At 72.9% G+C, this 22,573-nt stretch carries 25 protein-coding genes; 6 read left to right on the top strand and 19 right to left on the bottom strand.

The genetic code is table 11. The annotated features are described in order from the left end of the window. Window positions 1–2 precede the first annotated feature (2 nt). Entirely contained in the window at window positions 3–995 is a 993-nt protein-coding gene (locus ACFY0F_RS05650; protein ID WP_388789420.1) for an LLM class flavin-dependent oxidoreductase, read from the bottom strand. A gap of 341 nt (window positions 996–1,336) precedes the next feature. On the opposite strand from ACFY0F_RS05650, the gene ACFY0F_RS05645 reads away from it, so the two are divergent. Both ACFY0F_RS05645 and ACFY0F_RS05640 read left to right on the top strand, forming a co-directional pair. Next, window positions 1,337–3,049: a hydrogenase maturation protein gene (locus ACFY0F_RS05645; protein WP_388789417.1), complete on the top strand. Its 1,713-nt coding sequence runs from the start codon at window positions 1,337–1,339 to the stop codon at window positions 3,047–3,049. Beyond that, window positions 3,046–3,570 carry a hydrogenase maturation protease gene (locus ACFY0F_RS05640; RefSeq protein WP_388789415.1) on the top strand — a complete coding sequence of 175 codons (525 nt, stop codon included), beginning with the start codon at window positions 3,046–3,048 and terminating at the stop codon, window positions 3,568–3,570. The genes ACFY0F_RS05645 and ACFY0F_RS05640 overlap by 4 nt, the downstream gene beginning before the upstream one ends. A 41-nt stretch (window positions 3,571–3,611) precedes the next feature. On the opposite strand, the gene ACFY0F_RS05635 is transcribed toward ACFY0F_RS05640, so the two are convergent. The 8 genes from ACFY0F_RS05635 to ACFY0F_RS05600 all read right to left on the bottom strand — a co-directional run bounded on the left by ACFY0F_RS05635 (window position 3,612) and on the right by ACFY0F_RS05600 (window position 10,160). After that, entirely contained in the window at window positions 3,612–3,770 is a 159-nt protein-coding gene (locus ACFY0F_RS05635; protein ID WP_388789412.1) for a hypothetical protein, read from the bottom strand. 20 nt (window positions 3,771–3,790) lie between these two features. Continuing rightward, complete coding sequence (locus ACFY0F_RS05630) at window positions 3,791–3,997, bottom strand: hypothetical protein (RefSeq protein WP_388789409.1); 207 nt, start codon at window positions 3,995–3,997, stop codon at window positions 3,791–3,793. A gap of 12 nt (window positions 3,998–4,009) precedes the next feature. Beyond that, complete coding sequence (locus tag ACFY0F_RS05625; RefSeq protein ID WP_388789407.1) at window positions 4,010–4,624, bottom strand: DUF5947 family protein; 615 nt, start codon at window positions 4,622–4,624, stop codon at window positions 4,010–4,012. Beyond that, entirely contained in the window at window positions 4,621–5,166 is a 546-nt protein-coding gene (locus ACFY0F_RS05620; RefSeq protein ID WP_388789404.1) for a NifU family protein, read from the bottom strand. The genes ACFY0F_RS05625 and ACFY0F_RS05620 overlap by 4 nt, the downstream gene beginning before the upstream one ends. Further along, window positions 5,159–6,955 (bottom strand): nickel-dependent hydrogenase large subunit, encoded by a 1,797-nt coding sequence (locus ACFY0F_RS05615; protein ID WP_388789402.1) that lies wholly within the window; start codon window positions 6,953–6,955, stop codon window positions 5,159–5,161. The genes ACFY0F_RS05620 and ACFY0F_RS05615 overlap by 8 nt, the downstream gene beginning before the upstream one ends. Window positions 6,956–7,025: 70 nt before the next feature. Next, a complete protein-coding gene (locus ACFY0F_RS05610) occupies window positions 7,026–8,117 on the bottom strand; it encodes a hydrogenase expression protein HypE (protein WP_388789399.1) in 1,092 nt (363 codons plus the stop codon). After that, the gene (locus tag ACFY0F_RS05605; RefSeq protein ID WP_388789396.1) at window positions 8,114–8,659 is read right to left on the bottom strand and encodes a hemerythrin domain-containing protein; all 546 of its coding nucleotides are present in this window, start codon (window positions 8,657–8,659) and stop codon (window positions 8,114–8,116) included. The genes ACFY0F_RS05610 and ACFY0F_RS05605 overlap by 4 nt, the downstream gene beginning before the upstream one ends. Then, a complete protein-coding gene (locus tag ACFY0F_RS05600; RefSeq protein WP_388789393.1) occupies window positions 8,646–10,160 on the bottom strand; it encodes a hypothetical protein in 1,515 nt (504 codons plus the stop codon). The genes ACFY0F_RS05605 and ACFY0F_RS05600 overlap by 14 nt, the downstream gene beginning before the upstream one ends. A 612-nt stretch (window positions 10,161–10,772) precedes the next feature. Between ACFY0F_RS05600 and ACFY0F_RS05595 the strand changes: the two genes are divergently transcribed. After that, a complete protein-coding gene (locus ACFY0F_RS05595) occupies window positions 10,773–11,264 on the top strand; it encodes an HAD family acid phosphatase (protein WP_388789391.1) in 492 nt (163 codons plus the stop codon). A gap of 14 nt (window positions 11,265–11,278) precedes the next feature. Here the strand turns inward: ACFY0F_RS05595 and ACFY0F_RS05590 are convergent, their stop codons facing one another. The 5 genes from ACFY0F_RS05590 to egtA all read right to left on the bottom strand — a co-directional run bounded on the left by ACFY0F_RS05590 (window position 11,279) and on the right by egtA (window position 15,979). Then, the gene (locus ACFY0F_RS05590; RefSeq protein ID WP_388789388.1) at window positions 11,279–11,494 is read right to left on the bottom strand and encodes a dodecin; all 216 of its coding nucleotides are present in this window, start codon (window positions 11,492–11,494) and stop codon (window positions 11,279–11,281) included. 108 nt (window positions 11,495–11,602) lie between these two features. Then, a complete protein-coding gene (egtD, locus tag ACFY0F_RS05585; RefSeq protein WP_388789385.1) occupies window positions 11,603–12,565 on the bottom strand; it encodes an L-histidine N(alpha)-methyltransferase in 963 nt (320 codons plus the stop codon). Next, window positions 12,562–13,341 carry an ergothioneine biosynthesis protein EgtC gene (gene egtC, locus ACFY0F_RS05580; protein WP_388789382.1) on the bottom strand — a complete coding sequence of 260 codons (780 nt, stop codon included), beginning with the start codon at window positions 13,339–13,341 and terminating at the stop codon, window positions 12,562–12,564. The genes egtD and egtC overlap by 4 nt, the downstream gene beginning before the upstream one ends. Continuing rightward, window positions 13,341–14,657 (bottom strand): ergothioneine biosynthesis protein EgtB, encoded by a 1,317-nt coding sequence (gene egtB, locus ACFY0F_RS05575; protein WP_388789379.1) that lies wholly within the window; start codon window positions 14,655–14,657, stop codon window positions 13,341–13,343. The genes egtC and egtB overlap by 1 nt, the downstream gene beginning before the upstream one ends. Beyond that, window positions 14,654–15,979: an ergothioneine biosynthesis glutamate--cysteine ligase EgtA gene (gene egtA / locus ACFY0F_RS05570; RefSeq protein ID WP_388789377.1), complete on the bottom strand. Its 1,326-nt coding sequence runs from the start codon at window positions 15,977–15,979 to the stop codon at window positions 14,654–14,656. Before egtA ends, egtB begins: the two co-directional genes overlap by 4 nt. A gap of 255 nt (window positions 15,980–16,234) precedes the next feature. On the opposite strand from egtA, the gene ACFY0F_RS05565 reads away from it, so the two are divergent. After that, window positions 16,235–17,077: a TIGR02452 family protein gene (locus tag ACFY0F_RS05565; protein WP_388789375.1), complete on the top strand. Its 843-nt coding sequence runs from the start codon at window positions 16,235–16,237 to the stop codon at window positions 17,075–17,077. On the opposite strand, the gene ACFY0F_RS05560 is transcribed toward ACFY0F_RS05565, so the two are convergent. Both ACFY0F_RS05560 and ACFY0F_RS05555 read right to left on the bottom strand, forming a co-directional pair. Continuing rightward, window positions 17,062–17,508, bottom strand: a complete 447-nt coding sequence (locus ACFY0F_RS05560; protein WP_388789372.1) for a type II toxin-antitoxin system PemK/MazF family toxin — start codon at window positions 17,506–17,508, stop codon at window positions 17,062–17,064. The genes ACFY0F_RS05565 and ACFY0F_RS05560 overlap by 16 nt on opposite strands. A 10-nt stretch (window positions 17,509–17,518) precedes the next feature. Beyond that, the gene (locus tag ACFY0F_RS05555) at window positions 17,519–18,322 is read right to left on the bottom strand and encodes an alpha/beta fold hydrolase (protein WP_388789369.1); all 804 of its coding nucleotides are present in this window, start codon (window positions 18,320–18,322) and stop codon (window positions 17,519–17,521) included. Between the two features lie 61 nt (window positions 18,323–18,383). On the opposite strand from ACFY0F_RS05555, the gene ACFY0F_RS05550 reads away from it, so the two are divergent. Further along, window positions 18,384–18,806 carry a MarR family winged helix-turn-helix transcriptional regulator gene (locus tag ACFY0F_RS05550; RefSeq protein WP_388789366.1) on the top strand — a complete coding sequence of 141 codons (423 nt, stop codon included), beginning with the start codon at window positions 18,384–18,386 and terminating at the stop codon, window positions 18,804–18,806. 31 nt (window positions 18,807–18,837) lie between these two features. Here the strand turns inward: ACFY0F_RS05550 and ACFY0F_RS05545 are convergent, their stop codons facing one another. The 3 genes from ACFY0F_RS05545 to ACFY0F_RS05535 all read right to left on the bottom strand — a co-directional run bounded on the left by ACFY0F_RS05545 (window position 18,838) and on the right by ACFY0F_RS05535 (window position 22,131). Next, window positions 18,838–20,328: a flotillin family protein gene (locus ACFY0F_RS05545; RefSeq protein WP_388789363.1), complete on the bottom strand. Its 1,491-nt coding sequence runs from the start codon at window positions 20,326–20,328 to the stop codon at window positions 18,838–18,840. A gap of 133 nt (window positions 20,329–20,461) precedes the next feature. Next, a complete protein-coding gene (locus tag ACFY0F_RS05540; RefSeq protein WP_388789360.1) occupies window positions 20,462–20,680 on the bottom strand; it encodes a hypothetical protein in 219 nt (72 codons plus the stop codon). Window positions 20,681–20,709: 29 nt separating this feature from the next. Beyond that, window positions 20,710–22,131 carry an amidase gene (locus ACFY0F_RS05535; RefSeq protein WP_388789357.1) on the bottom strand — a complete coding sequence of 474 codons (1,422 nt, stop codon included), beginning with the start codon at window positions 22,129–22,131 and terminating at the stop codon, window positions 20,710–20,712. 200 nt (window positions 22,132–22,331) lie between these two features. Between ACFY0F_RS05535 and ACFY0F_RS05530 the strand changes: the two genes are divergently transcribed. Continuing rightward, a complete protein-coding gene (locus tag ACFY0F_RS05530; RefSeq protein ID WP_388789354.1) occupies window positions 22,332–22,544 on the top strand; it encodes a hypothetical protein in 213 nt (70 codons plus the stop codon). Window positions 22,545–22,573 lie beyond the last annotated feature (29 nt).

Here is a 22,573-nt window from a genome sequence, read left to right as displayed (position 1 = left end):
GGCTACTTTACGACCCGGGCGAGCCGCCGGTAGGAGTCGAGCAGGGCCGCGCGGTCGTACGTGCTGGTGGTGACCAGGACCTCCTGCGCGCCCGTCTCCTTCACGAGCGTCTCCAGTGCGTCGGCGACCTGCTCCTCGGTCCCCGCGACGTGCCCGCCGAGCCCGGCCTCGTAGAAGCCGCGTTCCTTCGCGGTCATCACGCGGGCTTCGACGTCCTCGGCCGGGACGAGGGGCGGGAAGGTGCCGTGCGTGCGGGCGTACGCCATCGACCAGGCCTCCGGGACCAGCAGCCGCCGGGCCTCCTCGGGCGTGGCGGCCACCGCGACCGTGCCGGAGACCACCACGTACGGTTCGTCCGCCCAGCCGGAGGGTCGGAAGCGGGCCCGGTAGTGGTCGAGGCCGCGCAGCATCTTCTCGCGGTTCCTCAGGTCGCCGATCACCATGGGCAGCCCGGCACGCGCCGCGACCTCGGCGCCTTCGCCCATGGCGAGCACGAAGGGCGGCACCATCAGCCCCTCCGCCGGGCGGGCGTGCGCACCCGTGGGGGAGGTCCCCGCGAACCAGCCCAACAGCTCGTCGAGCTGCGCCGCGAAGTCCTCGGCATCGCCCCTGTCGCGGCCGAGCGCACGGCGCACCCCGTCGGTGAAGCCCACCGAGCGGCCCAGCCCCATGTCGATCCGCCCCGGGAACAGCGCCTCCAACACCCCGAACTGCTCGGCGACGACCAGGGGCTGGTGGTTGGGCAGCATCACCCCGCCCGTGCCGACCCGGATCGTACGTGTCGCGGCGGCCACCGCGGCGGCCAGCACCGTCGGCGCCGACCCGGCGACGCCGGGCACCCCGTGGTGCTCGGAGACCCAGAACCGGTGGTAGCCGAGCGCCTCCACCGCCCGGGCCAGCGCGACGGTGTCACGCAGCGCTTCGGAGGGCGGGTGTCCCTCGCGGGTGCGGGAGCGGTCGAGGACGGAGAAACGCACGCTACGTGGAAGGGACACGTAGTGCCGACGTCGTGGGCGGGGCCGTTATTCCACGCGGCGAGCTGCGGCCACACACACCCCGCCATCCGCCACCGCGGTGGCGCGAACCGGGTGACGCCCGGCCACGGCCCGGTACCGGAGACCTGGAACCGGTGGCGAACGCGCGCGTCGGCTCCGGGGCAGGTGTGGTCGTGCCGCCGTGCCCGGCGGGAGGGTGCCCGTTCGCGAGAGGTGATCCGGACCGCGAACCCGCCCGCTTCCTCCGACGGAGCCCGGCGCGCATCCGTCCGGAGGAACTTGCCCCACCGTGCCGCCCCGGTCCTTCCCGGGTCATGCCCCGGGGACGATGCTGGGGCCGTATGGACATCCTCCTCGTCGCCAGCGCCTTCAACAGCCTGTGCCAGCGCGTCCACGCCGAACTCGCCGACCGGGGGCACCGCACGGAGGTGGTGCTCGCCTCGCACGGCGACGACGCGGTCCGCGCCGCCGTCCGGGACACCGCACCCGAGCTGATCGTCGCGCCGATGCTCAGGACGGCCCTGCCCGAGGACGTGTGGCGGAAGCACACCTGCCTGATCGTGCACCCCGGCCCGCCCGGCGACCGGGGCCCGTCGTCGCTGGACTGGGCGGTGGCCGAGGGCGCCGAGCGGTGGGCGGTGACCGTGCTCCAGGCCGAGGCAGGCATGGACGCCGGTGACATCTGGGCGTCGGTGCCGTTCACCGTGGAGCCCGTCGGCAAGAGCGACCTGTACCGGGGGGAGGTCTCCGACGCCGCGCTGACCGCCGTCCTGCTGGCGGTGGAACGCTACGCCGGCGGCTCCCACAAGCCCCGCCCGCAGAGCGACCCCGGGATCTCCGTCACCTGGCGGGACTTCTTCCGGCAGGAGCGGCGGCACATCGACTGGCGGTACGACGACACCGCCACCGTGCTGCGCAAGCTGCGCGGCGCCGACTCCCAGCCGGGCGTCCTCGACGAACTCCTCGGCCAGCAGGTCTTCCTGCACGGCGGCCACCCCGAGGACGAGCTGCGCGGCCGCCCCGGCGAGCTGCTCGCCACCCGCGACGGCGCGGTGTGCCGGGCCACCCGGGACGGTGCGGTGTGGATCCCGGAACTCCGCCCCCGCCGCGGCTCCGGCGACCCCGCGCCCTTCCGGCGCCCGGCGGCCGACGTCCTCGGCGACCGGCTGCCCGACGTACCGGAGGTGCCCGCCCCCCTGGAACCGCCCCCGGGCCGGCGCACCTGGAGCGACATCCGCTACCGCCGGCAGGGCGACGTCGGCCTCCTGGCCTTCTCGTTCCCGGGCGGCGCGATGAGCACCTCCCAGTGCCGCCGCCTGCTCACCGCCTACCGGCACGCCCTGACCCGGCCCACCTCCGTCCTCGTCCTCGGCGGCGTGCGCGACTTCTTCTCCAACGGCATCCACCTGGGCGTCATCGAGGCCGCCGCCGACCCGGCGGAGGAGTCCTGGGCCAATCTGAACGCCATGAACGACCTGGTCGAGGCGGTGCTGCGGACCACCGACCGGCTGGTGGTCGCCGCGCTCGGCGGCAACGCCGCGGCGGGCGGCGTGATGCTGGCGCTGGCGGCCGACGAGGTCTGGTGCCGCTCCGGCGCCGTCCTCAACCCGCACTACCGGCGGATGGGCCTGTACGGCTCGGAGTACTGGACGTACAGCCTGCCCCGGCGCGTCGGCGAGGCGACGGCCGAGCGGCTGACCCGCGAGGCGCTGCCGGTGAGCGCCGCCGCCGCGGTCCGGCTTGGCCTGGCCGACCGGCTGGTGGCCGCCGCCCCGGGCGCGTTCCCCGGCGAAGTGACCCGGCTCGCCGCCCGCCTCGCCGGATCGACCGGTGTGCGGGAGCGGATCGCGGCCAAGGCGGAAGCACGCTCCCGCGACGAGGAACGGCGGCCCCTCGCCGCCTACCGGCAGGAGGAACTCGCCTGTATGCACCGCGTCTTCTTCGACCCCGGGGCGCCGTACCACGCGCTGCGCTCGGCGTTCGTCCGGAAGGCGCCGGGCGGTTCGCCCCGGCCGCTGGCGCCCGCCCCGGGCCCGCTGGCGGAGGCCCGATGACAGCGCCCCGCCTGCTGGTCGCCGGGATCGGCAACATCTTCCTCGGCGACGACGCCTTCGGCCCGGAGGTGATCAAAGCACTGACCCGGCGGCCCCTGCCCGCGGAAGTCCATGTGCGGGACTTCGGGATCCGGGGGATGGACCTCGCCTACCGCCTCACCGACGGCTGCGACGCCGCCGTGTTCGTCGACGCGGCGCCGCGCGGTCTGGCGCCCGGCACGCTGTCGCTGATCGAGCCCGAACTCCCGGACCTCGCGGATCCCGCCCGGCACGCTCCCGAGGCGCACGGCATGGACCCGGTGCAGGTGCTGGCCCTGGCCGCGCACCTCGGCCAGGGCCCGTTGCCCCGCGTCGTCGTCCTCGCCTGCGAGCCCCAGGTGGTGCCGGACGTGGACGACCCGGATGTCACCGTCGGTCTGAGCGCGCCGGTGCGCGACGCCGTCGAACGGGCCGTGCCGCTGCTCCACACGGTGGTGGGGCACCTGCTGGCCGACGCCGGCGCCGCGCTCGCGGCCGGGTGACCCAGGGGGTGTCGTTGATCCGAACGACACCCCCTCGGCGGTCAGCGGCGGTGCCGGATGCCGGAGCTGGAACCGGCCATGCGCCAGATCTTCATCTCGCGCCTCAGGCCGGGCAGCTCCCACAGCAGCAGGCCCAGCACCGCGCTCCCGAGGAGCACCGCCTCAGCCGTCAGTACGCGTTTGGCCGTCATCGTTGCCATCTGTCGCTCCCTGCCGCCGCTCAGCCCGGCGAAATGTTCGGCATGATCTTCATGATCGTGTCGTGCTTCTTCCAGTGGATGCCGGTGGACCGGCGCGCGTCGGCGGTGCCGTCCTCGTGGTGCCCGGTCTGGTGCTGGTACGGGCCCCTGTTGCCCTGGTGCAGGCCCAGGACGTGGGTGGGCGTGTCAGGCTTCGCCTGTGGTCTTCCGACCCGGATGCTCCCCATGGGGTGACCTCCTCACGGTCGTGCGGCCGGTGTCCCCGGCCGCGTGGCGGCCAGCTCTGCGAAGAACCGTTCCAGTGCCGGCCAAATCGTCTCTCCACCGGACATTCCCCGCCACTCCTGGCGTACCACCCCGACGACGCGGAAGCAGTCGTCGACCGGCACGATCCAGTGGTGGGCGAGGCCCCGGGCGGTGTTCACCAGCAGTGCCTCCACCTCGGGCACCAGGGTCGCCAGCTGCGGACAACCGGCGACGACCTTCCGCCAGGCCTCCGCGTCCACCTCCCAGCGGGTGGCGCCCGCCGGGCTCGGGTAGTGCGCGAGGACCGTGCCGTCCGCCCGGGGGACGAAGAAGGCCAGTCCGACGGGCACGCCCAGCGGCCCGGTGTCCACCGGGGGCAGCCGGAGCCGGCGCAGCGGGATCAGCCGGTAGCGCCCGTCGCTCTCGTCGCCCTCGGTGAACAGCAGCGCGCAGGGCCGGCAGGCGCACAGCACCTCCTCCCGCGTGCCGTCGTGGAGGTGGCGGTGCTCGTCCGGCACCGGAGCCGCGCACAGGTCGCACAGCTCCTCGGCGGCCGTCCGCCGCTCGGCGGCCGAACGGATGACCCGGGCCAGCGCACCGCCGGTCACGGTGCCCCCTGCGGCTGCCGGACCCGGTGGGTCAGCGTGTCCAGCGGTACGAACGCGGGGGCGGGCGCGTCCTGCACCTGCTCCACCGCCTGCAGCTCGGGCGCCACCCCGAGCACCGCCTCCCGGACCGCCTCCAGGACCCCCGCGGACGACGAGCCGCAGCCCTTGACCGCCAGACGGACCCGGACCACCGCGTCCTCGATGCCGGCCAGTTCCAGGTCGCCGCCCCGTTCGCGCAGCTCCGCGGCGATCCGCTCCACGGCCCGGGTCACCCGGGCCTGCACCGGCTCCGGATGGACGCCGTGCAGCACCATCAGATGGCCCAGCAGCTCGTCCTCGGCCAGCGCCCCGGCCAGCGCGGCGTCCGCGCGGTCCAGGATCCTGGCCAGGGCCTCGCCGTAGACCTCGGTGAGCGCCCGTACCGCCTCGACGCCCTCCCGGGCGGTCGGGCCCGGGGTGCCCTCCAGGCGCTCCAGCAGACCGTCCAGGCGGGCCAGCCGCGCGGTCAGCGACGCCTCGTCGAGGCGGGTGCCGTCAGCCATGGGCGGCGGCTCCGTACGTCGGCGAATGCAGCGTGGTCAGGGTCTTCCCCTTGCCCACGTACATGTGCACACCGCACGGCAGACAGGGGTCGAAGCTGCGCACGGTGCGCATGATGTCGACGCCCTTGAAGTCGTCCGGTCCGTTCTCCTCGAAGATCGGCTGGCCCTGCACGGCGTCCTCGTACGGGCCGGGGGTGCCGTAGATGTCCCGCGGGCTGGCGTTCCACGGGGTGGGCGGGTACGGGTGGTAGTTGGCGATCTTCTTGTCCTTGATCACCAGGTGGTGGGAGAGGACACCGCGCACCGCCTCGTGGAAGCCGCAGCCGATCGCCTCGTCCGGCACCTCGAAGTTCTCGAAGACCTTGGTGTCGCCGGCCCGGATCAGCCCCATGGCCTCCTCCACGAACTGCAGGGCCATGGCGGCGGCGTAGGCGATGAAGTACGGCCGGGCGCGGTCCCGTTCGATGGTGTTGCTCCACTTGGGGATGTGCCACTCCAGCGTGGTCTCCGGCAGGCTCTCGCCCTTGGGCAGCGAGATCCGCACACTGTGGCCGGTGGCCTTGATGTACGGGGTGTCCACCAGACCGCTCAGCGCGGTCGACCACAGCCGGGCGAGCGGACCGCCGCCGGTGTCCAGGGCGAGGTGGTCGCCGGTCCTCTTGTCGAACCAGCGCGGGCTCATCACCCAGCTGTACTTGTCGGCGAAGTCGCGTTTCTGCGGCACCGGGACGGTGGTCTGGTTCCACGGGTGGCGCATGTCGACCGGGTTGCCCAGCGGGTCGCGGGTGACGAACGGCTGCTCGTTGACCCAGTCCTCGTAGTAGGAGCTGCCCAGCATGATGCGGATGCCGAGGTTGATGTCGATGAGGTTGTTGGTGACCAGCTTCCCGTCGACGATGACGCCCGGGGTGACGTACATCGCCTTGCCCCACTCGTTCATCGTCTCGTAGCGGTAGTCGACGACGTCCGGGTCCTGCCACGCGCCCCAGCAGCCCAGCAGGATGCGCCGCTTGCCGACCTCCTCGTAGCCGGGCAGCGCCTCGTAGAAGAAGTCGAAGACGTCGTCGTTCATGGCGACGGCCTTCTTCACGAAGTCGATGACGTGCATCAGCCGGCTGAGGTAGTCGGTGAAGGTGGTCGGCTGCGGCATCGTGCCGACACCACCGGGGTACAGCGTCGACGGGTGGACGTGCCGCCCCTCCATCAGGCAGAACATCTCCCGGGTCACCCGGCTGACCTTCAGCGCCTCCTTGTAGACCTCGCCCTCGAAGGGGTTGAAGGCCTTCATGATGTCGGCGATGGTCCGGTAGCCGTGGATCTCGCCGCGGGGCGCGTCGGTGCGCTCGGCACGGGCCAGCAGACCGGGGTTGGTGGCCTTGACCATGGCCTCGCAGAAGTCCACGAACACCAGGTTGTCCTGGAAGATCGTGTGGTCGAACATGTACTCGGCCGCTTCACCGAGGTTGGTGATGTAGTCGGCCAGCCGCGGCGGTTTGACGCCGTACGCCATCTGCTGGGCGTAGTTCGAGCAGGTGGTGTGGTTGTCGCCGCAGATCCCGCAGATGCGCGAGGTGATGAAGCCGGCGTCGCGCGGGTCCTTGCCCTTCATGAACACCGAGTAGCCGCGGAACAGCGACGAGGTGCTGTGGCATTCGACGACTTCCCGGTTGGCGAAGTCGATCTTCGTGTAGATGCCCAGGTTGCCGATGATCCGGGTGATCGGATCCCAGGACATGTCCACGAGCTGGGCGGGCTTGCGCCCCGTGGACCGGGCCTCGGTTGTCGTCATCTGACTTGCTGCCCCTTGCTGTTGGGTTTGCCGGTGAGTGGTGGATCCCCCCTCCCCCCGGGGTGCCGCGTCAGGCGCGCCAGTGCGGGTCGTAACCGCTGGTCAGCTTGCGCTTGTTGTGACGCCACTTGGGCTCTTGGTTCACGATGTCGTTGGTCAGACCGCGCAGCCGTCGCACGACCGCCCCGTACGGCTTGATGACCAGCGACGACAGGGTTCCGCCGGGCGGCTCGTCCATGAACGGCATGAACGCGTCGGGGAAGCCCGGCATCGTGCAGCCGATGCAGATGCCGCCGACGTTGGGGCAGCCGCCGATCCCGGCCATCCAGCCGCGCTTGGGCACGTTGCAGTTGACGACCGGGCCCCAGCAGCCGGTCTTCACCAGGCACTTGGGGGAGTTGTAGTCGCGGGCGAAGCTGGCCTGCTCGTAGTACGAGCCGCGGTCGCAGCCCTCGTGCACGGTCTTCCCGAACAGCCACTGCGGACGCAGCATGTGGTCCAGCGGGGGCGGGGGAGCGGAGCCGGCCGCGTGGTAGAGCACCCAGACCAGGGTCTCCATGAAGTTCTCCGGCTGGATGGGACAGCCGGGCACGTTGACCACCGGCAGGCCGCCCTGCGACTTGAAGTCCCAGCCGAGGTAGTCGGCGAGGCCCATGCTGCCGGTGGGGTTGCCGGCCATCGCGTGGATGCCGCCGTACGTGGCGCAGGTGCCGACGGCCACCACGGCCCAGGCCTTCTGGGCGAGTTGGTCGATCCACCAGTTCAGGGTGAGTGGCTCGCCGGTCTCCAGGTCGTTGCCGAACGACGTCCAGTAGCCGTCGCCCTTGATGATGTTCTGGTTGGGGATCGACCCCTCGATGACGAGGATGAACGGAGTGCCCAGCTCACCGCTCGCCGCCGCCCGGTACGGGGCGAGGAAGTCCTCGCCGCCCAGACTCGGGGACAGCACCTTGTTGACCAGGTTCACCTTCGGCAGGCCCGGGATCAGACCCAGTACCACGTCCTCGATGGAGGGCTGGCCGGCGGCCGTCATCGAGACGGTGTCGCCGTCGCAGCTCATGCCCTCGGAGATCCACAGGATGGTGATCTCGTCGAAGCCCTCGCGCGCTTCGGACCGGCTGGTGTCCTGGCTCACTTCGGTGGTGCCGCTTTGGGTGGTCATGTCCTGGGCCTCCGCTGCAATCGGTCCCTGAGTCGGTCGTACGCCGCGGCCATGGGCCCGGCGAAGGTGAGCGCGGGTGGTCGGTCCGGCGCATGGGGGTGGGGGCGGGTCGGCGCGCCCTGTGCGGCCTTCGCCAACAGCCGCCCGAGGTCGTCGAGTTCCTGCTGGGAGACGGCCGCGCGCAGCCGGGGCATGAGCACGTCCTCCTCCTCGCGTACGTGTTCCTCGATCTCGCGCCGCAGCCCGGCGACGAGTTCGTCGGTGCGCTGGTCCCCTTCGTCGAGCCGGTCCAGGGCGAGCAGCGTCTCCTTGACCGCCATGTGCTCGCCGAGGTGCTCGTCGATCTCGCGTCCGCCGTCGGCGAGGACCTGCTTCGCCAGCGGGTAGACGTACATCTCCTCCAGGGCGGCGTGCCGGGACAGTTCCCGCACGAGCAGTTCGACGACGCCCCTCCGCTGCCGGTCGGAGGCGGCGCAGCGGTAGTCGCGGAACAGTTGCTCCACCCTGCGGTGGTCGTGGACGAGCAGCTCAAGGGCGTCCATGCGGCGCTCCCTCGTGAGCGGCGGTGGTCAGCGGCTCCAGCTCGTGGGGGCGGAAGTAGAGGTACCGGCCGTACCAGGTGTTGAGCTCCGCCGCCGGGTCGTCGTCGAGCGTGACGGCCAGGTGCAGACTGCCGTCCACGTCATGGAAGACCGCCGCCACCCGCGCCGTCCGGCCGGCCAGGAACATGTCCTGGGCGTCGGCCCCCCGCCCGGCAGGCCGCAGCCGCACGGCACTGCCGGCCGCCACGGACACCCCGTCCACCAGGACACTGTCGGTCGTCGGCGACAGGCCCTCGTCACCGCCCTCCTGCCACCAGGGGGCCGGTCCGCGGGGGGCGGCGGCCGGTGGCGGGCCCGGCAGGGCGTCGGGGGTGCCGGGGGAGGCCTGGGCGGTCGCCGCGGCGCCGGTCACCGGCTTCAGGGAGCGGATCGCGCCGTGCAGGCGGGCGAACATCTCCGGCGGCATGGACTCGACCCGGTCCAGGATGTCCGCGGCCCGCTGGTCGGTGGCCCGGGCCTCGCGCTTCTCCTCGTCCGTCAGCAGCAGTGTGCGCAGACTGAGGATCTCGTCGATCTCGGCGGCGTCGTGCAGGTCGCCCGGGCTCTCCGGGGCCACCTGGGGGTGGTCCGGCAGAAGGATCGGCGCGGACAGGACCACGTCCCCGCGGCCCGGTTCGCCGCCGAGGACGGGGAACGTGTGCACGTTCCGGCACTCGCGTGCGTACCGTTCGTCGGCCTCGGACGGGTTGATCAGGGACCGGAACTCCACACCGTCGCCGCCGATCAGCGTGTGGGTGGCCATGAGCGCGTGCCGCAGGGCCTGGGTACGCGGCACCGTGGCGTCGGGCATGGACCCCGTGTTCTCGGTGCGCACCCGCAGCCGGTAGAGCGCGGTGCCGTCGCCGTCGTCCCGGAGCCGTTCGGCCCGGACCGTCGTCACCGCGTGCACCGGGTCACGGCGGCGGACCACCCGGCCCGCCCCGCCGGTGAGCCGTTCCGTCCCCGCACCGCCGGGCGACCCCACAGTCGTACGGTGGGCGCCCCGCAGGAGGTGGGACAGCGGTACGTCGATCTCCGCCTCGCGGGGCACCGCCTCGTCGAAGGTCAGATGGACGTCGGCTCCCACCTGGAGTTCCTCCACCGGCCGGTGACCACCGTCACCGGTGGACCGCTCCACCTGCTTGCGCTGCAGTTGCAGATAACGCACCGTCACCCGCAGCCGGGCGTCGCCGGACGCCCGCAGCAGACACTCGGTCTGCTGGTACCAGGAGTCCACCGAGCCGGAGACACCCGGCGCGACCGGCCCGTCCCGCTCGGCCCACTCCCGCGGGGTGAGGACGCCGAACTGCCAGCGCACCCGGTTCTTGGGGGACGACCGGCGATACGGATAGAGGAGGTAGCCCTCGTAGAGCACGGCGTCGGCGACCGTGCGCAGCCGCTGGAGCGCCTCGTCACGTGATGCGAGCGCAGCACATCCGCTCCGAGCGGTACCGTCCACCATCCTGTCTCCTGTCACGCCGGTCATCCCTTCCACCAGCGTCACATCGCTCACACCGCTCGGCCTCCCGTGAGCCACCGATATTGGGCCACTCGGGCGAGCACGCCGCGCGGACGCGCGTTCGGCGGGGGCGGGCGTGTCCGGCGACCGGTACGCACGTCCCTGGACCCACCGCCGCACCCGGCCCCGCGCGGCGCCCGGACGAACCGCAACTCCGGCGCGAGCGACGGCTCGGCGTCTCCGGTCCCGCCGGCAGCGGCCCACTGCGCGACCTCCGAGGGGCAGTCGTCGTCCGTCGCGAACCCGCCCCACGCCGGCCGGTCACCGGCCCGCGGTCCCTCGGCGGACGGTCGCACGACCAGTACGTCGGCCCGGTCGCAGGGCCCGAGACAGTCGGTCGTACGCACCGCGAACCCGTCCTCGGCCGCCGCGTCCCGCAGCCGCCGCAACTGGCCGGCGCGGTCGGTACCGGGGTGCTTTCCCGGGTTGCCCCAGTAGCAGCCGCGGCAGACGACGACGGTGCGGGACGGGCCCGGGACGGAACCAGGGACGGGCCGGGGCGCGGGAGGACGGCGCTGGAGGCCTCAGGCCTTCGCCGAGGCCTACGGTGGGCGTGTGACAGAGAGCAGCGAACGCCCGATCGCCGTGTTCGACCTCGACAACACCCTTGCCGACACCGCGCACCGGCAGCGGTTCCTGGAGGCGAAACCGCGGGACTGGGACGCCTTCTTCGCCGCCGCGTCCGCGGACCCGCCGCTGGACGAGGGCGTGGCGCTGGCCCGGGCGAGCGCCGAGGAATGCGAGATCGTCTATCTCACCGGGCGGCCCGAGCGCTGCCGGCGCGACACGCTGGACTGGCTCTCCGCGCAGGGCCTGCCGCAGGGGCGGGTCTTCATGCGGCGCGACGCCGACCGCAGACCCGCCCGGTACAGCAAGCTGGAGATCCTGCGCCGCCTGGCCCGCGACCGGGAGGTGCGGGTCCTCGTGGACGACGACGAGGTGGTGTGCGCGGACGCCGAGCGGGCCGGGTTCCGCGTCCTACGGGCCCGCTGGGCCGAGCGGTCGGCGGCACTGACGGACGCCCAGGAACGGGAGGGCCGGACCTGAGGAGACCGGACCGGTCAGTCCTCGTCCTCCAGACGGAAGCCGACCTTCAGCCCGACCTGCCAGTGCTCGATCTCGCCGTCCGAGATCGCGCCCCTGACCTGCGTCACCTCGAACCAGTCCAGGTTGCGCAGGGTCCGGCCGGCACGCGCGATGCCGTTGCGGATGGCCTGGTCGACACCCTCGGGGGAGCTGCCGACGATCTCGGTGACCCGGTAGACGTGGTCAGACATGGAATGCTCCTCTCCACCGTGACGGGTGTGTCACGCGTCACTCCACCGTGCCGTATGCGACGACGGAGCGCGAGGCGTCGAGGGGGCCCGCGCACGGGCCCCCTCCACTCATCGGGCCGTGCTCAGCGACAGCGCGAAGCGCCCCTGGGAGTCCGTCCACCAGTCGGTCAGCTCAAGTCCGGCAGAAGCCAGTTCGGCGGTGATGCCGTCCCGCCGGAACTTCGCCGACACCTCGGTGCGCAATTCCTCGCCCGCCGCGAAGTCGACCGCGAGGTCCAGCGCGGGAATCTTCACGGTCTGCGCCGCGCGGGAGCGCAGCCGCATCTCGATCCACTCCTTCCCCGCGTCCCACAGCGCCACGTGCTCGAAGGCCCCGGGATCGAAGTCGGCGCCCAGTTCACGGTTGACGACGGACAGCACGTTCTTGTTGAACTCGGCCGTCACCCCGGCCGCGTCGTCGTACGCCCGGACGAGCACCCCCTCGTCCTTGACCAGGTCGGTGCCCAGCAGCAGGGCGTCGCCCGGCGAGAGCAGTGCCCGCACCGAGGCGAGGAACGCGGCGCGTTCGGCGGGCAGCAGATTGCCCAGGGTGCCCCCCAGGAACGCCACCAGCCGGGGGCCGGGGGTGTCCGGGAGGGTGAGCGCGGCGGTGAAGTCCGCGATCAGGGCGTGCACGTCGAGCCCCGGCCGCTCCTCGACCAGGGCCTGGCCGGCCTGGGTCAGCGCGCTCTCGCTGACGTCGACCGGGACGTAGACACGCAGCTCCGTGAGCGCGTCGATCAGGTACCGGGTCTTCTCCGAGGAGCCGGAGCCCAGCTCCACCAGGGTGCGTGCCCCGGTCGCGGCGGCGATCTCGCCGGAGCGGCCGGTCAGGATCTCCCGTTCGGCACGGGTCGGGTAGTACTCGGGCAGTTCGGTGATCCGCTCGAACAGCTCGCTGCCCCGGGCGTCGTAGAACCACTTCGGCGGCAGCGTCTTGGGATCGGCGGTGAGGCCGTGCTGGACGTCGGCGCGCAGCGCGGCGTCCGTCGCGTCCTCGGGGAGGGTGCGGGTGACGTGCAGGGGACTCACGTGCAGGGCTCCTTCGGAGGTGCTACGGGGACCAGGTCCTTCAGTGGGGTCAGCCGGACGCCGGCGCGGTCGGCCGAGAGCAGGGTGCGGTCGGGGACCTCGTGCCAGCGCGGGTCGTCGTCGTAGGGCTCGGAGGCCACCACGGCACGGCCGGGCTCCGCGAGGTACCAGAGGGTGTCGCCCCAGGCGGTGGCCGTGACGGTCTCGCCGTCGGTGAGCAGCAGGTTGAGCCGGGAGGCGGGGGTCGCCTCCGCGACCTGGAGAACCGTTTCGCCCATGGCTCGGCCCGGATCCTCGCCGGAGTGCAGCCGGTGCAGCACCAGCGCCCAGACGAACGCCGAGTCGGTGCGCGCCTCCAGGGACAGCAGATCGACCGGGGGCAGCGCGGCGGCGAGGGGCGCCACGGAGTGCGGCCAGCCCTTGAGCGCGCCGTTGTGGCTGAACAGCCAGCGGCCCGCCGCGAACGGTGCCGCCGCGGCCTCCGCGTCCGCGCCCGCCAGCGTGGCGTCGCGCACCGCCGCGAGCAGCGCGCTCGTGCGGACCACCCGGGCCAGATCGGCGAAGGACTGGTCCGCCCAGATCGGCCCGGCCCGCCGGTAGCGGGCCGGCACCGGGTCGTCCGGGGCGTACCAGCCGACGCCGAAACCGTCGGCGTTGACCGTGCCGTACCGCTGGCGCCGCGGCGCCCACGACTGGCGGTACAGCCCGTGCGGAGGCTCCGTGATCAGCCGGGCCGGCGGCTCGGGCGGACCCACGTACGCCAGGTGGCGGCACATCAGACGTCCTCCGAGCGGGCGGTGCGGAAACCGGAGAAGATCTGCCGCCGGATCGGATAGTCCCAGTTGCGGAACGTGCCCCGGCAGGCCACCGGATCCACGGCGAACGAGCCGCCGCGCAGCACCTTGTACTCCGGTCCGAAGAACACCTGCGAGTACTCCTTGTACGGGAACGCGGTGAACCCCGGGTACGGCAGGAAGTCGCTCGCCGTCCACTCCCACACGTCGCCGATCAACTGCCGTACGCCGAGCGGCGACTCGCCCGCCGGATAGCTGCCCGCCGGGGCCGGGCGCAGATGGCGCTGGCCCAGGTTGGCGTGCTCGGGCCCCGGGTCGGCGTCGCCCCACGGATAGCGCCGGGAGCGCCCGGTCGCGGGGTCGTACCGGGCCGCCTTCTCCCACTCGGCCTCGGTGGGCAGCCGGCGCCCGGCCCAGCGGGCGTAGGCGTCGGCCTCGTACCAGCACACGTGCAGCACCGGCTCGTCGGGCGGGACCACCTCGGTGACCCCGAACCGGCGCCTGAGCCACTGGCCGCCGTCACGGCGCCAGAACTGCGGTGCCCCGATGCGGTGGGCCTGTATGTGCGCCCAGCCCTCGGGTGTCCACCAGCGCTCGGTGTCGTAGCCGCCGTCCTCGATGAACGCCTGGTACGCGGCGTTGGTCACCGGCGTGGTGTCGATACGGAAGGGCGCCACCTCGGCCTGGTGCGCGGGGCGTTCGTTGTCCAGCGCCCAGGGCTCGGTGGAGGTGCCCATGGTGAACGGGCCGCCGGGCACGAGGACTTCGGCCGGTCCGGTGAACAGGGGGGCCGGGTCCGGGTCGGGAGCGGTCAGGGCCTGCGGGCCCTTGCGGAGCTGATGAGTGATCAGCATCGTCTCGTCGTGCTGCTGTTCGTGCTGGGCGATCATGCCGAAGGCGAAGCCCGCCTCCGTCAGCCGGGTGCCGTGCAGCGTGGTGCTCTCCAGCAGATCGAGGGCCCGCCCACGCACCTCCGCCACGTAGTCACGCGCCTCCGTGGGCGGCAGCAGCGGCAGTTTGGGACGTTCGGCACGCGGGTGCTCGAAGGCGTCGTACAGGCCGTCGATCTCGGGCCGCATCGGCTCGCGGCCGCCGACCGTCCGCAGCAGCCACAGCTCCTCCTGGTTGCCGATGTGGGCGAGGTCCCACACCAGCGGGGACATCAGCGGCGAGTGCTGGGTGGTGAGGTCGGGCTCGTCGACACAGCCGGTCAGCAGGGCGGTCCGGTCGCGTGCCGTGGTCAGGGAGGCCAGCGCGCGTTCGCGGACGGCCTCGAGGTCGAGGTCGGGGGCGGTCATGGGCGGATGTCCTTCCCGTGGGTGCGGGCGGCCGTGCCGCGCAGGCTGTCCAGCAGGTCGTCGGCGGGGCAGCGGCCCCGGACGACATAGCGGTCGAGGTACGTCGCGACGGCGTCCGTGACTCCGGTGGTGGCGCCGAGCCGGGGGAGTGCCTCCAGCGCCGCCGTGAAGCAGGCGACGGCGGCCTCCCGCAGCTCGGGGTCGGCCGGCCCGTACCGGGCCGCGTCGGACCACAGCGGGTTGTGCGGGGCGGGCAGCGCGAGGGCCCGCTCGGCCAGGGGTTTCACGGCCCGGTACGCGCTCTCCGCGGCCTCGGGGTCGTCGAAGAGCGCGGCCGTCACCGCGAGCGGAACGATCCACCCGTCGTCGCCGGGCTGCGCGTCGATCATGCGCAGCTCCAGGTGCCCGCGCGGTCTGACCGGCGGGAACAGGGTGGTGAGGTGGTAGTCGAGATCCGCCCGGGTCGGCGGCCGGGGTTCCCCCTTGCGGATCCAGTCCCGGAAGGTGAGCCCGTCGGGCACCTCCCAGGGGGCGCCGTCGAGCCGTACGCACATCACCGGGGCGTCCAGCACGTGCCGGGCCCAGGCGGTACGAGGATCCCCGTCCGGCGGGGGCGCGCCGGCCCGGCCCGCACCGATCTCCATCCACATCAGCTGGCGGGTGGACAGCCAGCCCGTCGGCTGCCCGGCGGCCAGCGGGGAGTTGGCGAACGCGGCCACCAGGACCGCGCCCAGCTGGTGCGCCAGCCACCAGCGCCGCTCATGACCCAGCGGGCCGGGCTCCTCGTGCCCGGCGTCGACGCACACCTGGACGGAGGCCGAGGCGCACATCATGTGCCGGCCGGCCGCACCCGTGCGGTCGAGGCAGGCCTCCATGGCGTCGTAGCGGGGCTGACGCAGGAACCTGCGGGGCTCGTGCCAGGGATCGTGACCGACGCCGACGAGGCCGAGGCCGTCCTCGGCCAGGACCGCGCGGACGGCGTCCAGGTCGGCGGATACGGTGCCTATGCACTCCATGAGGGAGGCGGCGGGCGGCGAGCTCAGTTCCAGCTGGCCGCCGGGTTCCACGGTGAGCGCCGACCCCAGGGGGACGGTGCGCAGTGCGGCGTAGGCCGCTTCCAGTCGTTCGGGCGTCACCGGGCGCTGCGGTGTCCGCAGCTCGTGCACGAGCCATTCCACTTCGACCCCGAGCGTGCGGGGCGGTCCGGTCTTGAAGCAGATGCCCCTGACCAGGGCCTCCACCTCGGGTTCGGTGACGGCGGTGCGGTGCTCCGTACAGTCGCCGCAATCGCCGGCCGAACCGGTACCAGATGTATCGGACATGTCGGGATCCTCCTGAGATTCCACCATGTCGCCGACCTGGCCCGGGTCGGCCGGGTCGGCATCGTCCGTTCCACCCAAGACCTTCTCGCCGATTCGCACAAGGGTGCAAATCGGGGCAACGATGTGCCGGAACCTCTCTTTCCACGGCTGGGAAACTCTGTTGCACCGCAGGACCAGCATCGCTCACGATGCGTTCATGAGCACGACGGGGGAGGCCGCGCGGGCCGCGGCCATGGCGCCGACGGGGGTGGCGCCATGAGCGCGCGCCTGCGCGGCATCGCGCGAGAGACCGAGGAGATCGTGGCGGCGGGGGCCTACCGCGCGCCCGGCGGGCACGAGGTGCCGCTCGCCGCGGCGATCGAGGCCGCGCGGGCCGGCACGCGGATGTACGGCCCCGGCCCGGTGCCGGTACCGGCGGCCCCCGAGGCCGGCGGGGCCCCGGGGGCCGGCACGGTCTTCGAGGTCACCGGTGAGAGCAGCCTGGAGGCCGCCCGCCGGCTCGCGGGACCGGCCGCCGTCCTGAACTTCGCCTCGGCCCGCAATCCGGGCGGCGGGTACCTGAACGGCGCCCAGGCCCAGGAGGAGGCCCTGTGCCGCGCCTCCGCCCTGTACACGTGCCTGCTGCGGGCCCCGGAGTACTACGACCACCATCGCGCCCACCGCGACCCGTTCTACACGGACCGTGTCATCCACTCACCCGCCGTGCCCGTCTTCCGCGACGACCACGGCCGCCTGCTGGACGAGCCGTACACGGCGGGGTTCCTGACCTCGCCGGCCCCGAACGCGGGAGTGGTCCGGCGCACGGTCCCGGAGCGCGCGTCCGAGCTGCCGTCCGCCCTGTCGGCGCGCGCCGAGCGGGTGCTGGAGACCGCCGCGGCGCACCGGTACCGGCGGCTGGTGCTGGGCGCCTGGGGCTGCGGAGTCTTCCAGAACGATCCGGCGCAGGTCGCGGGCGCCTTCCGCGCACTGCTCGGCCCGGGCGGGCGGTTCGCGGGAACCTTCGAGCACGTCGTGTTCGGGATCCTGGACCGCACACCGGGGGCCGTGGTGCGCGAGGCCTTCGAGCAGGCCTTCCCGGAGCGTCAGCTCCAGCCGTAGCGCTCGTGCAGCCGGTTCCTGACCAGGTTGAACCGGCCGCGGTCCAGCGCGCACGCCTCACGGCGCATGCCCTCCTCGTGGAGTCGTAGGACGCGGTCCACGTCGACCCAGGAGTCACGCCCCGAGCGGTCCCAGGGGCCGCTGCCGATCGCCACCCACTCGCGGTCGTCGTCATGCCGCTTGCTGGACAGCTGCACGGCGAGGAACGTGCCCGACGCCTCGCGGGCGACCACGAGCACCGGGCGGTCCTTGCCCCGCCCGTCGTTCTCCTCGAAGGGCACCCAGGTCCACACGATCTCCCCGGGGTCCGGGTCGCCGTCGTGCGCGGGGGAGTACTCGGTGCGCACCGGGCCCACCTCGCGGGGGTCGGCCTCGGTGGTGGCGCGGGGGCCGTGGCGGCCGGGGACGTTCTCTTCGGCGAAGGCTGTCACGCGTGGCACCTTACGGGGTGTCGTCCGAGGCCCGTTGACCGGTCCGGCGCAGATGGTCCTCGACCAGGGCGAAGGTGGCGTCCGGCCGTTCGAGCTGGGGGAGATGGCCGGCTTCGGGAACGAGTTCGAACCGCCCCCGCGCGAAGGCGGAGGCATAGGCCGCCCCGTACGCGGGGGTGGCGATGCGGTCGCTCTCGCCCCACAGCAGCAGGGCGGGCTGCGGCACGCGGGCGAGGCGGCGCAGAAGCTTGGGGTCGTGCATGTACGGGTCCCCGGCGAGGATGCGCATGGTGGCCATGTTGCCCTGGCGGCGGGCGAGTTCTTCGGCGGGGAGGCCGGCCGGGTCCACGTGGAAGCGGTCGGGGTCGTGCCAGGAGTGCTCCGCGGCGGCGCGGGCGTCGAGCGCGAAGAAGTCCGTGACCGGTTCCGAAGGGACGTGCACGCCGACCGCGTTGATGAGGACCAGGCCGGTGATCAGACCGGCCGTGTCGCGCACGGCCATCTCGGCGGCGATCCAGCCGCCGAGCGAGGACCCGACGACCAGGACGTCCGCCAGGCCCCGGTCGTGCAGCAGGTGCAGATACGCGAGGGCCAGGTCGTCGACGCCGGTCAGCCAGTCGGGACGGTGGGTGCCGTCCCAGCCGGGGTGCACCGGTGTGAGGACGTGCGCGGTCGCGGACAGCCGGTCGGCGAGTCCGGCGACCGTGGCCCGGCCCCCGCCGCCGTGCAGGACGAGCACCGGTCGGCCGGTGCCGGCTTCAAAGAGGGTGAGGGGCAGGTCGGCGTACACATGGGCGATCTGATCGGTCAGCATGCAGGGAGTCTAACTAAAGATCTTTATATAAGCTAGCTTAGTCATGCGTTAGGCTCGGTTCATGCGTGATGACCTGCAAGTTCTCGGCCGGGCGGTGAAACAGGCCCAGTACCGGCAGCACCGGGCCCTCGACAGCGCCCTCACCGCCGTCGGCACCACCCTCGCCCAGTGGGACGCCCTGCGCGCGATCGGCCGCTCGCCCGGTGCGTCCGCGCGCGAGCTGGCGGCGGCCACCTTCCAGACCGAGCAGGCGTTCGGGGCGCTCATGACCCGGCTGGCCGCCCAGGATCTCGTCGAGCGCCGGCCGGGCCACGGCCGGCGCATCGAGCACCACCTCACACCCGCGGGCGAACAGGTCCTGGCGGCGGGCCACCGGGTCGCCGACGAGGTGCTCGCCGACTGCTTCTCCGCCCTGCCGGAGGCGGACCGGGCCACTTTGCTGACCCTGCTCAGGCGCCTGAACGACGAGGGCGACGCACGCTGACCGCGTGCGCCGCCCCGCCCGGTCCCCGGGACTACCTCCCGTCGTCCTCCACCGGCACCTTCTGCGCCGGAGGCGGCGTCACCACCCCGTTCAGAGGCGAAGTGCCGACCGGGCCCTGCCCGTTGTGGTTCATCGAGGTGAGCAGCTGACGGGCCAGACCGAGGCCCGTGCCACCCATGGTGAGCGCCTTCGCGAACAACTCGGCCATCCCGTCGGCGCCGTTGAGCAGCACCATGTTGTCGACGTTGCCGAAGGCCGACGCACCGGCCTGGACGATCTCCGGCCAGTTCTCGGCGAGTTGCTGGGCGACGACCGCCTCCTGGTTCTCGGCGAGGGCGGCGGCGCGGGCCTTGATCGCCTCCGCCTCCGCCAGGCCCTTGGCCTTGGCCGCCTCGGCCTCGGCCAGACCCCTGGCCTGAGCGGCCGCCGCCTCGGCCTCACCGGTGGCCCGGGTCGCCGCCGCGGTGGCCGCACCCCGGGACTTCGTCGCCTCGGCCTCGGCGCCCGCGGCCGTCTTGACCCGGGTCGCCTCGGCCGCCGCCGCCAGCTCCGTCTCCTTCGCCTTGGCCTGCGCCGCCGAGATACGGGCGTCGCGCTCCGCCTCGGCCAGCGTGCGCTTCTCGTAGGCCTTGGCGTCGGCGGGCTTGCGGACATCGGCCTGGAGCTGCTGCTCGCGCCGGTGCGCCTCGAGTTCGGCGACCCGCGTCTCCTGGACGACGACCTCCTGCCGGGCGGCCGCGTCCTCGAGCGGACCGGCCTGCCGGGACCTGGCCGCCGCCTTGTCCCGCTCGGCCTGGTAACCGGCCTGGAGGATCTCGCTGTCCCGGGTGGCCTCCGCCATCCGGGCGAACGACTGCTGCTCCGCCTCGGTGGCGAGACGGTTCGCCTCCGCCTGCGCGATGCGCGCGTCCCGCTGGACGGCCGCCGCGTGCGGCATCGCCAGGTTCTGGATGTACCCGGTCGGGTCCTCGATCTCGTGGATCTGCAGCGAATCGACGATCAGGCCGAGCTTCTCCATCTCCGTACCGCAGGCCGCCCGGGTCTGCCCGGTCAGCTTCTCCCGGTCACGGATCATGTCCTCCACCGTCAACCCGCCCACGATGGACCGCAGATGACCGGCGAAGACGTTGTGCACCCGCTCCGACATCAGCTTCTGCTGGTCCAGGAAACGCCGGGCGGCATTGGCGATCGACACGAAGTCGTCGCCCACCTTGAAGATGACCACGCCCCGCACCTTCAGCGGGATGCCCTGGTGGGTCACGCAGTCCACCTGCAGCTCGGTCTCGTTCAGATCGAGGGAGAGCTTGCGCACCGCCTGCACACCGGGCAGCACCAGCGTGCCGCGCCCCGTGACGATGCGGAAGCCCATGCCCTCCTCGATGCCCTCGGTGCGGTGTTTGGAACCGGAGATGATGAGCGCCTCGTTCGGCTCGGCGACCCGCCACATCATCTTGAACAGACCGATCAACACGAGAACGGCGACGACCGCCGCCCCCGCAACGACGCCGACAACCATCGGCATACGCCCCCTTTGCATGGTGCCCTCTCGGCACCGAACGAAGGGAGTGTGCTCCTCGGCAGGTCAGGGGAGAAGACACTGGCGCATCCTTGTTGCAATCTTGACGCGTACCGCCCTCACCTGCGGTGAAGCATGCTCAACTGTCGTACGCAGGAGCCACGTACACCGTTCTCGGCGGCAGGTGCTCGACCACCATCACCACCGTGCCCGGCTCGATCCGGCTGCTGCCGTCGGCCGCGTACGCGAGGAAGTGCTCCGCGCCGCCCCGCACCCGGACGATCACCTCGCCGACCAGCCCGGGCCCGATCGTCCCGGTGACCCGCCCCATCAGCCCGACCATCGACGCATCGTCCATGGCCACAGGGTAGGTCCTCGACGGCTGCCTCACGTCGCCTCGACGGCGGCCGAGCTCGGCTCCGGCGGCCACAGGTCGTACCACCGCAGCTCCGCCTCCAGTTGAGCGGCGAGGGAGAGCAGCAGCGGCTCGCTGTTCGCCGGGCCGAGGAGCTGGGCACCCACCGGCAGGCCGCCGACGAAGCCGGCGGGGACGTTGACGCCGGGCCAGCCCAGGACGTTCCACGGCCAGGCGTAGGGGCAGGCCGCGATCATGGCCCGGTCGGTGGCCAGACCGCCGAGGTCGAGGAACGCGCCGACCAGGGGTGGGGGAGCGGCGGTCGTCGGTGCGAGGACGACGTCGTAGCACCGGAAGAACCCCCCGATCCTGCTGTGCATGACCGCTTCGGCGCGCCGGGCCGCCCGCAGCGGGGCCCCGCCGAGCAGCCGGCCCAGGCGGGCGGCGCCGTGGGTGCGCCGGTCCAGCAGCGCCGGTTCGGGGGCCTCGCGGACCCGTTCGGCGATGCCGGCCGTGGCGCGCGGCACGAAGGTCAGCCCGATCCGCCCGTACGGCGGGTCGGCCTCTTCGACGGTGTGCCCCAACGAGGCGAGTTTCCCGGCGAGTTCCACGACCCGGCCCCGTACCTCCGGCCGCAGCCGGGCCGGCACGGCGGTGAAGGGCGGCTTGAGGGCGAGGGCGACGCGCAGCCGACCGGGGTCGCGCCCGACCGCCCGGGCGGCCTCGACGGCGGGCGGGCGGTGCGGGTCGAGGGGGTGGTTGCCGCTCGCCGCGTCCAGCAGCAGCGCCGCGTCGGCGACCGTACGGGCCAGCGTGCCGTTGACCGTGATGCCCTGGAAGGACTCGCCGCGCGGCCAGGTGGAGATGCGGCCGCGCTGCGGCTTGACGCCGATCAGATGGGTCCAGGAGGCCGGGATCCGCACCGACCCCGCGCCGTCGGAGCCGAGCGCGGCCGGGACCAGCCCGGCGGCCACGGCGGCGGCCGAACCACCGGAGGAGCCGCCCGGTGTGTGCCGCGTGTTCCACGGGTTGCGGGTCTCGCCGAAGGCCGGCCCCTCGGTGAACGGCCACTGCCCGAACTCGCAGGTGTTTGTCTTGCCGACGATCACCGCCCCCGCCGCGCGCAACCGCCGTACCGCCTCGCCGTCCTCGGGCACCGGCGGGAACGTGCCACAGCAGCCGAACGCGGTGGGTTCCCCGGCCACGTCCATGTCGTCCTTCACCGCGACGGGCACCCCGAGCAGCGGACGCCGGGCCCCGGTGGCCAGTTCCCGGTCCGCGGCGTCCGCCTCGGCGAGCGCGGCCTCGGCCCGGACGATCCGGAAGGCGTTGAGCGAACCCTGGGTGGCCTCGATCCGTGCCAGGGCCGCCTCGACGAGGGCGCGGGAGGTCACCTCCCCGTCGGCCAGCGCGCGAGCGGACTCCGCCAGGCCTGCGGCACGGTCGAGCGTCATTGCGGGACACCTCCGGGAGCACGTCGTCTACCGAACGGTAACGTCCGCGGGGCGTAACAGACGGCTTTTCCACAGGTGGCAGCCGGCCACGTCGGAATCATCGACGCGCGCCTGCCGCACCCCTGCCTTCCGGCAGGAGCGGACCTCGACCTTCCCGGTCGTGGCGGGTCTCGCCGACGCGAACGCCCTCTCCTGTCGCGATGCCTCCGGCAAGTACCGGCGGCACGACGGCTTCCGCGGCCTTCGGCGCGAACGACGGCGCGACCGCGTTCGCGAAGGACGCCACCTTCATCGCCCGCACGGGCACGGTCCTTCCCGCCGGTGGCCGCCCGGGCCTGACAACCTCGCTACTCGCCCGGGTGTGGCGGTTGTCGTTATTTCAGGTGAACCAATCCCTGGTCCAGGCCAGTTGACCGGAATGTCGGCCTACCCTTTTTTCCTC

Source organism: Streptomyces sp. NPDC001544, from assembly GCF_042894285.1.
Classification (GTDB): Bacteria; Actinomycetota; Actinomycetes; order Streptomycetales; family Streptomycetaceae; genus Streptomyces.
Note: the sequence above shows the minus strand (reverse complement) of the source record. Positions and strands in the feature narration are given on the sequence as shown.

Bases quoted from the DNA above. Each gene is read 5' to 3' on its own strand.
- ACFY0F_RS05630 (WP_388789409.1), bottom strand. From the start codon at position 3,997: ATGGGGAGCATCCGGGTCGGAAGACCACAGGCGAAGCCTGACACGCCC.
- ACFY0F_RS05610 (WP_388789399.1), bottom strand. From the start codon at position 8,117: ATGACCACCCAAAGCGGCACCACCGAAGTGAGCCAGGACACCAGCCGG.
- ACFY0F_RS05535 (WP_388789357.1), bottom strand. From the start codon at position 22,131: ATGACGCTCGACCGTGCCGCAGGCCTGGCGGAGTCCGCTCGCGCGCTG.
- ACFY0F_RS05530 (WP_388789354.1), top strand. From the start codon at position 22,332: ATGCCTCCGGCAAGTACCGGCGGCACGACGGCTTCCGCGGCCTTCGGC.
- ACFY0F_RS05615 (WP_388789402.1), bottom strand. From the start codon at position 6,955: ATGACGACAACCGAGGCCCGGTCCACGGGGCGCAAGCCCGCCCAGCTC.
- ACFY0F_RS05635 (WP_388789412.1), bottom strand. From the start codon at position 3,770: ATGGCAACGATGACGGCCAAACGCGTACTGACGGCTGAGGCGGTGCTC.
- ACFY0F_RS05645 (WP_388789417.1), top strand. From the start codon at position 1,337: ATGGACATCCTCCTCGTCGCCAGCGCCTTCAACAGCCTGTGCCAGCGC.
- egtB (WP_388789379.1), bottom strand. From the start codon at position 14,657: ATGACCGCCCCCGACCTCGACCTCGAGGCCGTCCGCGAACGCGCGCTG.
- egtC (WP_388789382.1), bottom strand. From the start codon at position 13,341: ATGTGCCGCCACCTGGCGTACGTGGGTCCGCCCGAGCCGCCGGCCCGG.
- ACFY0F_RS05600 (WP_388789393.1), bottom strand. From the start codon at position 10,160: ATGGTGGACGGTACCGCTCGGAGCGGATGTGCTGCGCTCGCATCACGT.
- egtA (WP_388789377.1), bottom strand. From the start codon at position 15,979: ATGTCCGATACATCTGGTACCGGTTCGGCCGGCGATTGCGGCGACTGT.
- ACFY0F_RS05640 (WP_388789415.1), top strand. From the start codon at position 3,046: ATGACAGCGCCCCGCCTGCTGGTCGCCGGGATCGGCAACATCTTCCTC.
- ACFY0F_RS05555 (WP_388789369.1), bottom strand. From the start codon at position 18,322: ATGCTGACCGATCAGATCGCCCATGTGTACGCCGACCTGCCCCTCACC.
- ACFY0F_RS05605 (WP_388789396.1), bottom strand. From the start codon at position 8,659: ATGGACGCCCTTGAGCTGCTCGTCCACGACCACCGCAGGGTGGAGCAA.
- ACFY0F_RS05540 (WP_388789360.1), bottom strand. From the start codon at position 20,680: ATGGACGATGCGTCGATGGTCGGGCTGATGGGGCGGGTCACCGGGACG.
- ACFY0F_RS05590 (WP_388789388.1), bottom strand. From the start codon at position 11,494: ATGTCTGACCACGTCTACCGGGTCACCGAGATCGTCGGCAGCTCCCCC.
- ACFY0F_RS05565 (WP_388789375.1), top strand. From the start codon at position 16,235: ATGAGCGCGCGCCTGCGCGGCATCGCGCGAGAGACCGAGGAGATCGTG.
- ACFY0F_RS05620 (WP_388789404.1), bottom strand. From the start codon at position 5,166: ATGGCTGACGGCACCCGCCTCGACGAGGCGTCGCTGACCGCGCGGCTG.
- ACFY0F_RS05545 (WP_388789363.1), bottom strand. From the start codon at position 20,328: ATGCCGATGGTTGTCGGCGTCGTTGCGGGGGCGGCGGTCGTCGCCGTT.
- ACFY0F_RS05550 (WP_388789366.1), top strand. From the start codon at position 18,384: ATGCGTGATGACCTGCAAGTTCTCGGCCGGGCGGTGAAACAGGCCCAG.